Origin of the sequence: Tenebrionibacter intestinalis (assembly GCF_016632365.1) — a bacterium.
Classification (GTDB): Bacteria; Pseudomonadota; Gammaproteobacteria; order Enterobacterales; family Enterobacteriaceae; genus Tenebrionibacter; species Tenebrionibacter intestinalis.
On the sequence record NZ_JAEPBH010000069.1, the window covers coordinates 1 to 9,720 of the forward strand.

At 60.0% G+C, this 9,720-nt stretch carries 3 protein-coding genes, 2 pseudogenes and 1 other annotated feature; of the genes and pseudogenes, 1 reads left to right on the forward strand and 4 read right to left on the reverse strand.

Going from position 1 to position 9,720, the window contains the following annotated elements:
- The 4 genes and pseudogenes from JJB97_RS16985 to JJB97_RS17000 all read right to left on the reverse strand — a co-directional run.
- On the reverse strand, window positions 1–6,474 hold a 6,474-nt coding region (locus tag JJB97_RS16985), incomplete at its 3' end, for a two-partner secretion domain-containing protein (protein ID WP_238715284.1).
- 15 nt (window positions 6,475–6,489) lie between these two features.
- Window positions 6,490–8,157 (reverse strand): ShlB/FhaC/HecB family hemolysin secretion/activation protein, encoded by a 1,668-nt coding sequence (locus tag JJB97_RS16990; RefSeq protein ID WP_238715285.1) that lies wholly within the window; start codon window positions 8,155–8,157, stop codon window positions 6,490–6,492.
- A gap of 293 nt (window positions 8,158–8,450) precedes the next feature.
- Window positions 8,451–8,624: pseudogene (locus JJB97_RS16995) on the reverse strand (phage integrase central domain-containing protein); the annotation flags it as partial.
- Window positions 8,625–8,766: 142 nt separating this feature from the next.
- A complete protein-coding gene (locus tag JJB97_RS17000) occupies window positions 8,767–9,048 on the reverse strand; it encodes a hypothetical protein (RefSeq protein ID WP_238715286.1) in 282 nt (93 codons plus the stop codon).
- Window positions 9,049–9,274: 226 nt separating this feature from the next.
- Here JJB97_RS17000 and JJB97_RS17005 point away from each other — a divergent pair.
- Window positions 9,275–9,720: pseudogene (locus tag JJB97_RS17005) on the forward strand (transposase); the annotation flags it as partial.
- Window positions 9,580–9,696: a sequence feature (AL1L pseudoknot), on the forward strand. Its footprint overlaps the pseudogene before it by 117 nt.

The window sequence follows — 9,720 nt, forward strand, 5'->3', positions numbered from 1 at the left end:
GGTCAGGTTAACCGTATCGCCACGGTTGCTGGTCGCATAAAGACCCAGCCGCTCTGTCAGCGTGGTGTTGTTGATGCTGCCGCCCACGCTTTCCAGTGCCACGGTTTTCCCGCTGATGGTGGCGCTGACGTTATTGATATCGCCCAGCGCGCTCAGTTGTAGTCCGTTACCGGCGCTGATAAGCCCGGCGTTCAGGTTGCTCAGGCTGTTCTGGCTGTTGGCGGTCAGGTTGTTTTGGGCCGTCAGCGTGCTGCCGCTGTTGGTGATGTTGCCTGCTGCCAGCATCACGTCGTTGCCGTTGATAACGCTGCCGTCAAGGACGGTCACGTCTTTCGGTGAAAGATACACCTTCGGCACCATCACGGTCTGACCATTCATGGTGGCGGCTTCCCACCATATGATGCTGCTGTCGAGCGCGGCAATCTGTGCGGCCGTCAGGGCCACGCCAAATTCCAGCCCCAGCGCCTGTGAGGCTACCGCAGCGTTATCAACCAGCTTACGCATCTGCTCAAGGTCCGAACCGACGCCGTTGATATAGCGGCTGCCGGTCTGGTTGAGAATGAAATTACTGGTATAGCGGGTGTCGAAGGCGGCATCGCCCAGGAAACGATAGTCGTAGTCCGGGTTAAGGTTAAGCCGGTCAAGGAAATACGCCGAGCCGATAAACTGGTTCTGGTCGGTGTACTGGCTACCGGTTTCACGCGGTGCCTGACCCGGCTGAATGCCGAGCAGGGCGTACAGGTCACCAAACAGGCTTTCATCAAGCTGGCCGAGGCCATCCAGCTTCGGGTTAACCGTGATGAGATACGGGCTGTCCGGGTCGGTTGAGGTGACAAAGTAGCCGTTGTTCCCGGAGGGCAGCGGATACGCGCTGGTATCCACCTTACCCGGTGTACTGCCGTCCGGCGTGTTACCCAGGGCGCTGCCGCCGCTGATTTGTTGTAGCGCGCCGTTAAGCTGGTCCCGCCACTGCGGGGAGCCGATTGTCACGCTGTCTGCGCCGGTCAGGCTTTCTGCCTGCACACTGCCATCAATGGTCTGGTTACTGAGCGTGTTCAGCGTCGGCGCAGTCAGGGTGCCGGTCATACCGCCTGCATTTGCTGTGGTCGTGGTGTTGCTGATATCGCGGGTAAAACGGGCATCCACGCTGCCGCCTGCGCTGATAACCGCACGGTAAAGCTTCCCGTCCAGGTCGGTTGTGGTCTGGCTGGACAGTCGGTATCCCTTACATTCATAAGCGCCACAGACATAGCGGCGGCTGCTGTCCAGTGCCCATACGCTTTCGGTTACCGAAGTGCCTTCCTGCCAGCCCTGGTTACTCAGCGTGTCGCCGCTCAGGCGCATATTGCCCCCGGCCAGGACGTAAGACGCTTCATTTTCCAGATTTGCCGCGTTGATGGTCATATCACGGCCGCTGGCAATGCGCCCGGCGCTGCCGGTGGCCGCCACCGTGACCACTTCCTTATCTCCCATCTGCACCTTGTATTCCGGGGCAGGATTTGACGTCCAGTAAACCAGCAAATACGGTCCGTTATCGTCGGTTCTGATTTCCCACCAGTTATTTGGCGGCAGCGGCGACAGCGTGCCGGTGTCGTCACCCGGAATCACCTCATGCGTGGCGGTCAGGGAATCCCAGCTGTTCAGCAGGTGCGCGGTGTTAAGGGTGATATCACCATTAACGGTTTCGATGGTGCCGGAGCGGTTAATGATTTCGGTGTTCGCCGTACCCGCCTCATCCTTCTGCATCCACAGACTGTTGCCCGCGAGTATATCGCCACGCAGGTTCTGAATGCTGTTTGCCAGCAGTTTCAGGTTGTTGCCCGCGTACAGCAGTGCGGTGTTGATAATGGAGTTGGTTGCACTGAGCGTCAGGCTGCCCGCTGCGCCGGTAAAACCATCCAGCAGGATATCGCTGCGGCTACTCAGCGTGACGTCACCGCCGGATTGCAGCGTGCCGTCAGCGGTCAGGGCAATATGCGAGCCGCTTAAGCTGCTGGCCGCGCTGCCGGTCGTGATTTGCCCCTGGTTGATGAGCTTGCCGCCTGCCGTCAGCGTCACGCCGTTGCCCTGTACGGTGCTGGCGTTGGTGATGTCGCCTGCGCTTTCAATGGTGAGCTGTTTACCTGCCGCAATCACGTTCTGTGCGGTAAACGCATTCGTCAGTTTCAGCGTCAGGTTGCCGAGCGCCACCAGCTGGCCGAGCGAGGAGAGGGCGGTGCTGTTCAGCAACAGGTCGCCGCCGCTGAACAGTTTGCCCGTTGCCTGCTGGTCAACGCTTTTTGCCGTCACGCTCAGGCTGCTGTTGCCAAGCAGGGTTCCTGCGTTGCTGAGCGTCTGATGGTTCACCGTCAGCGCCGCGGCCTGCGTCGTGCCGGTATTGGTAAACTGTGTGCCGGTAAGCGTGGCGTTCTGCTGCGCCAGCAGGGTGCCGCTGTTGTTAAGCGTGGCGGCGTTCAGCAACAGATGTGTCGCCTGCAGCCAGCCGTTGCTGGTGAGCGTCGGTGTGTCGAAGGTCAGCGTGTTGCCGGAGAGGATTTTGCCCTCGTTCAGGGCCTTCTGTGTGGCGTTAAGCTTGGTGGCGCCTGCGCCCTGAATGATGCCGTAGTTCAGCAGCTCCGGTGTTTTCAGCGTCAGCGAACCCTGGCTCAGCAGCGTGTCGTTGTTGGTGAGTTTGCCGCTCAGCGTCAGCCCCAGCGCGCTGTCGCCCTGAATGCGTCCATCGTTGTTAAGCGTGCCGCTGGTAATCGCGACGTCGGCGCCCTGGAGTCGTCCGCTGTGGGTGATGCTGGCGGCATTCAGCGTCAGTTTCCCGGCGCTCAGCATATCGCCACTCTGCGTCAGGTCACCGGTGAGCGCCACGGCAAGGCCGTTCACACCGGTGATATCCCCGCTGTTATTAAGCGAGGTGCCTTTTACCGTCAGGTTGCCCGCAATCCACTGGCCCTTATTCGTCAGCGCCAGCGCACTGAGCGCCGCCGCGCCGTTGGCGCTGATTTTGCTGCCCGTGCCGGTGCTCAGGTTGCCGTTAAGGGTGAAGGTTAGCGCGTCGGCGCTCTGGATGGTGCCGTCATGTGTCAGGCTCTGTGCATCCAGCAGAATTTGCTGGCCCTGCCAGGTGCCGGTATTGCGGATATCACCGCCGGTAATTTTTAAGGTGCCTTGTGTCAGCAGTGAACCGTCGTTAACCAGCTCAAGCAGTGGTTCAGCCATTGCCAGCCGGGACTCCAGCGTCAGCGCCTGCAGGCCAATCGCGGTGCCGGAGTTGTTGATACGCGTCTGGCTGAGCGTCAGGCGGTTGCTCTGAATTGCCCCGCTGTTGGTGAGCTGCTCGCCGTTAAGGCGCATCTCACCTTCGCCCAGCAGACTGCCTTCGTTGTTAAGCGTGCTGGCGCTGATATCCACCGCGCCCTGGCTCAGCAGGTCGCCCCGGTTTACCAGCGTGCCGTTTACGGTGGCGGTGAGGCGCTCTTTACCCAGCAGCGAGCCGCCGTGTTGCCAGTTGTCAGCCTGCACCTGCGCGGACTGACCCTGGAGCGTGCCGTCGGTGATGAGTGTGGCGGCTGTCAGGTTCAGCGCGCCGCCGCTAAGCGCACTGCCCGCAGCGCTCTGGCTGAATGCGTCGCCGGAGAGTGTCAGACCGCTGCCGCCCTGTAGCAGACCGCTGTTGGTAAGCCGGGTGCCGGTTAAGGTGAGCAGTCCGTCGCTGGCAAGGGTTCCCGCGTTGTGCAGTTCCGGCAGGTTAAACGCCAGGTCTGCGGCGCTGTAGATAACACCGCCCGCCTGGTTATCAAGGCTGTCTGTGAGCAGGCTCAGCGCCTGGCTGGCCTGAATCTGTCCGCTGTTGGTGAACGTTTGACTCTCAATAGTCAGTTGCGGGGCCGATACACTCCCGGCATTCGTGAACGTCGGGGTTTTCAGTGCCAGACGCGCACCGCTGTACAGCACGCCGTCGGCCTGGTTATTCAGTTGTGTTGCCTGAATGTTCAGCGCCTTTGTGCCCTGCAGCAGGCCGCTGTTGGTCATTGCGGTACTGCTTAACGTCAACTGACCGTCGCTGGCGACAGCCCCCGCATTGCGCCATTCCGGCAGGTTAAGCATAAAGTCGCCTGCGCTGTAGACCACGCCCGCCGCCTGGTTGTCGAGTGAGTCTGCCAGCAGGCTCAGCGCCTGAGAGCCCTGTAACAGCCCGCTGTTGATCACCGTCTGGCTGTCGAGGGTGAGTGACGGCGCAGAAATCGTCCCTGCGTTAGAGAGCGCAGGCGCAGTCAGCGTCAGACTCACATCGCCATACAGCACGCCCTGCGCCTGATTTGCCAGTTGGTCAGCCAAAAGCGTGAAGGTCTGTTTACCGTACAGCGTGCCGCTGTTGGTGAGGTTTTTTGCGTTAACCGTCAGTGCCGGGCTTTCGACAATGCCGCTGTTGGTCAGCGTACCCGTATTCAGGTTTACCGTGCTACCGGTACTGCTGCCGCTGTGGATGAGGCTGTCGCTGGCCGTCACGGTCAGCGCGCCTTTTGCCCCCTGCGTGCCGTTGAGCGTGGTTTTAGCCGCGTCCAGCGTCATGCCCGCGCCGCTCTGCAGTTGCGCGCCTGCCTGCGTAGTCAGCGTCTGGCCTTTAGCCGCAAGGGTGGTTCCGGCGCTGGTTTCGCCGTTGAGCGTGGCCGTCTGTGCGTTCAGCGTCACCGCAGCGTTGCTGTGGGTGACGGATGTCGCGCCGCTGGTGAGCGCAGCCGCGGTAACGTTCAGGCCCTTCGCGCCGGAGAGCGTGCCGTCCTGAGTGAGCGTGGCGGCGTTCACCGTCAGCGCATCATCACTGACCGTGCTGCCGCTGTTGGCGAGTTTCTGCGTGGCAGTAAGCGAAGTTTTGCCTTTCGCGCCCACGCGGCCCTGCTGGGTAAGGTTCTGTGCGCTAATGTCGAGCACATCCGCGCTGTTCATGCTGCCGGTATTAGTCACAGCAGTGCTGTTAACCGCAACGGAGCCGCCCTGCAGCGTGCCGCTGTTAGTCAGCGAGGTGGATGTTACCGTTGTCGCGCCGCCCGCTGCCAGTTGTCCGCTGTTACTGAGCGAGCCGCCGGAAAGCGCCAGTTGCTGCGCGGCGGTCATTTTGCCTGCAAGTGTGGCGCTGTTACTGGTATTAAGCGTAATGTTGCGTGCCGCATCGGCCTGTGCGCCGCTATTCTGCGTCAGGGTTTGTGCGCTGAGCGCCATATCCTGCCCGGCGGTGAGTTTACCGCCGCTTTGTGCGAGCTTGCCGTCAGCGGTCAGTTGCAGGTTGCCGCCAGTGGTAAGGGTTGCGCTGTTCAGCGCAATATCCTGGCCGCTCACGCTGAGCGTGTTGCCTGCCCGGTGAGTGCCGGACAGAGCTACGTCCTTGCCCGTAAGCGTGCTGTTGCCCGCCGCCAGGCTGTTGCTGAGCGTGAGTTTCCCGCCTGCGTTCAGTTGCAGGTCTTTATCGGTATTTAGTGACCCCTGGCTTTGTGCAATATCCCCCGCGCTGGCAACGGTCAGGTTGCCGCCCGCCTTGTGGTCACCACCGAGCGCCACTGCCTGCGCGTTAATCGTAGTGTTACCGCTCGCCAGGCTGTTGTTCAGCACCATTTTACCGCTGGCGTTGAGCGTGATATCGCCCTGGCGGGCGTTGAGATTGCCGAGGTTAATCCCGACACCTTTTTCGCTGGAGACCAACCGGATGCGGTTGGCGTACATGCCGCCCAGCGCGCCGGTATCAACCGCAACAGACGGTGGCGTACCCTCACTGGCAATTGTCTGCGTGCTGCCGTCTGCATTGACGCGATTTGCACCCACGGTGACGGACAGGTCTTTTGCGTGAATCGCCGCGTTCACTTCGGTGGCGCGGGCGATGATGGAAAGCGCGTCGCTGGCGCTGGCATCCAGCCCCTGGCCTTCAACGATAATCGTGCCTTTCGATACATCCAACGCCAGCAGGTTACCTGCGGCGTCAAACTGCGGTTTACCGGTGGTCAGCGTGGCGTTCGGGGTGTTGATAAAGCCGCAGCCGTTACAGGTAATGCCGTACGGGTTGGCCACCATCACGTTAGCCGCCTTACCGGCGACTTCGGTGTAGCCCTGCAGTTGCGAGCGGTTCGCGCCGGTCACTTCGTTGATGATGCCTTTCGCTTCCTGGCCTGCCTTCAGGTTCGGGTTACGCTGAATCAGGCCGCCAAGCTGGGTCTGGTTGAGCTTGCCGGTGGCGTTGTTGAGGATTAAGCCCTCTTTACCGACGTTGTAGTCCTTAAACTGGTTATGGGACACGCCCGCGCCGTTAGGCGTGGCGATATTCACCACCGGCACGCCGTTGGCGGCCTGGTCCATTTTCGCGCTGCCGGTGGGCGTAATCGCTGCCGCCAGCGCCGGGGTCACCGGCTGGCCTGCCAGCAGGGCGCTGATGAGGTAGCTCAGCAGGCGCTGAGAGAAACGAACGGTATCTGCGGTGTTTTTGTTGTTATCCATAACCTGTTTCACCCCTTAAAACGCAAACGCGATGCGGTAATAAATGCTGACGTGGTCCGGCTTGAGCCAGTGCGGGTAATCCACCGGCACGCCCATGGTAAACTGGCTGGAGTACCAGCGGTTGGCGCTGGTTAAGCCAACGGCGCTGCCCCACAGCGTGCCGCTGGCGTACATGTCCTGGGCGTCCTGCTTCAGCCAGCCGCCGTCGAGTGCTACAAACCCGCTTACCTGACCGACTACCGGCAGGGTAAACAGCGGGTAGCTCAGCTCGTTACGCCAGTAGCCGCCGTTATCACCCGACAGGTACTTCTCCTTAAAGCCGCGCACCGAACTTTCCCCGCCAATCGTCAGGCGCTCGCTGCCGTACAGCCGGTCCGGCGACCACTGGCCGTAGACGCTGCTGAGCCACCACAGGTCGCCCACCACCGGGCGCTGGAAACTGGCGCTGACGCTCCATTTCCTGAACTCCGCTTTCGGGACATCGCCCACTTTATGGTTGTCGTTCTCCGCGCCAAACCACGGCACGCCCTGGGTGTAAGTCGGGTTAAACGTCGCCACGCCGCCGGCGATTTTCTGGGTGTGATTCACGCCGAGCTGGACGCTGGTGAGCTTGCGGCTGCTGCTTTCAAGCTTCACGCCTTCGAGATAGTTGCGGCTGATGCGGTGGTTGATACCCAGCGAGACGCCGGTTTTAATATCGCTGTTACGGAACAGGACCCGGGAGCCGTTCAGGCGGTGTGCTTCGGTGTCGCCGGTGGATTCCCACGGCCAGCCGTTGTTATCAATGGCGCTCTGGTAGTTGCTGTAGCTGTAGCTGTAATCCAGCAGGCCGTAGCCATACGGCACGCTCACGCCTGCGGCGAAGTTCTGCGCATCATGGCTGCTGGAAAAATCGCTGCTGCGCCCGCCGCTCACAAACCATTTGTCGGCAATGCCCAGCAGGTTGTTGCCGGTAAGCGCGCCGCCGAACTGCCCGGTGCCGGTGCTTTTCTGGCCGCTGTTGTCAAAGCTCACCGAGCCGGTGAACGGGAACTCCGGCGTGGCGGTGAGGTTAACGATGGAGTACCCGGCGCTGTCGCCCGGCAGGATTTCAATCTGCACCGGCGTGCTTCGCAGGCGGTTAATCTGCTCCATGCCCTGTTCGATGTCGCGCAGGTTAAGGATGCGACCCTCAGGATTGGGGAACGCCATTTTTAACTGGCGGTCAGGCTTGCCGCCGAGACGCACCGCCTGCAGATGGCCTTCCAGCACCGCGATGTGCAGCGTGCCGGACGACAAATCCTGCTCAGTGAGAAACGCGCGGCTGGTGATGTAGCCCCGGCTGATGTACCAGTCTGACACGGTATTTGTGAGCTGGGTAATGTGCGCCATGTCCAGACACTGACCGCGCCACTCGGCCAGTAGCCTGTCCTGCGCGCGCGGGGAAATCAGCGTGGCATTATCAAGGGTAATGGTGTGAACAGTGAAGCAGGGACCGGGTGTTGAGACTTCCGGCGCGGGCTGCGGCGGGCGCGCTAATGGCGTGGCGCGCTCAAGTTCGTCGCGCTGCTGCTGGCTCTGCTCCAGCAGGTGCTGCTGTTGCTGGCGAATAGTGTCGCGGTCGGCAGGCGACAGCGGTGCGGCGCTGGCTGTGCCTGTAAAGGCGCCCGCCAGCACGAAGGCAGCGGTACGGCAAATTTTCATCCCTGAAATTCCAGATTATTTTAGCTTGTGTGTGTCGTTCTGAACGCCGGCTGCTTAAGCAGCCTGTTATATTTTGTAATAAAGCATTTTTTTACAAAAAGTTAAAGTGTTGAGTTTTCAGGGTGGGTGAGCAGGGATCGCATAAAACAATGTGCAGATGCATTAAAAAACCGTAAGAGTATGCGGGCGGCAGAAATATCGGTTGCGAAGGAGAAGATAAGAAGTACAAAACAATGTTTTCTCTGGGCGCAAAAATCAACAGGGAGTGAGGCTGGGACATAATGAGCATCAGACACCTCTGCGCACCGCTGCCGGACTTTACGCATTTTCACCAGCGCGCCCCTGGTCTCAATCTTGCGAAGCACGATGAGCAGCTCAAGGGGGGTAATTTCGTCGATGGGACGATGGTCGATAAACGGAAAAATATCATTATTAAAGGCAATTATGACGCCGGAGGCATAGTCCGCTNAGACAGGGACAGGGTGAACATCAGTATCTGTGTGCCGGGATCGTGCCTGCTACGTTTTTTTACCCGCAGTACGACGTATTAACCGCATTCTGGCCCGGCAGACTGACTGGCTGCTCCGGCCTGTAAACAGGCGGCAGAGTTCAGCCAGCGGCAGGTGCTGATGTTTTTCCAGAAGCATCAGTTCGCGTACTGACCAGCGGGACATGTGCCGGGCAGACTGGTGGCGCAGGCAGGGCAGCCTGATTGCGGATGGCGCTTTCACTTCTGCCGGGCAGGCGGTGGATAACGTTAACGCCTTCCGTCGCAAAATGGTTTTTCAGAACAGCCTGTTCATCCGGCAGCCAGCGGCGGCTGACCAGACCGAGCTTTGTCATCATTGACAGAATGGCGCACTGCGAGCGTTCCGGCAGCAGTGGTAACATGGCGCTGATCCGCATACCGTTTTCACAGCAGCACCTGAGCGTGTCATATTCTTCAGCGGTCCAGAACCGGCTGGGGTGATTGCATCCCAGTTTGCGCGCCATCCTGTAGACAGCGCCTGGTGTTCGTCTGAGCCTGCGGGCCACCTCACCGGGGGGCATGGTGAGATAGTGTTTGAACCGTACCGGGTTTCCTGGAGACTAAACTCTCAGTGAAAGGAGAGCCTAAATGAAAGCAAAATCAGCAAATCGTTATCCGCCAGAGCTACGTGAACGCGCCGTCAGAATGCTCCCTGAGCACCGTGGCGAATATGATTCAGAACCTGATGCAATCCGCGCCATCTCATCAAAACCTGGCTGTCATTACGATACCCTGCGGGCCTGGCTGCGGCAGCACAAAACCGATGTTCATGGTGATGTTGCCCCTGCCCTGGCTGATGGTGGACTGACTGTCGACGAACGTCAGCGCTTAAAAGAACTGGAACGTGAGAACCGGGAACTACGCCGCAGCAATGACATATTGCGTCAGGCCTCTGCTTATTTTGTGCAGGCGGAGCTCGACCGCCACTGGAAAAAATAATGCCACTGATGGAACGTCTGAGTGGTACACACGGGGTCGGGCCGGTATGTCGCGAGCTGGATATTGCCCCGTCGACATATTACTGGCATCAGCAG

What these genes read in the sequence shown, in the direction of transcription:
- JJB97_RS17000 (WP_238715286.1), bottom strand. Translation starts at nt 9,048, where the DNA reads ATGTTACCACTGCTGCCGGAACGCTCGCAGTGCGCCATTCTGTCAATG.
- JJB97_RS16990 (WP_238715285.1), bottom strand. Translation starts at nt 8,157, where the DNA reads ATGAAAATTTGCCGTACCGCTGCCTTCGTGCTGGCGGGCGCCTTTACA.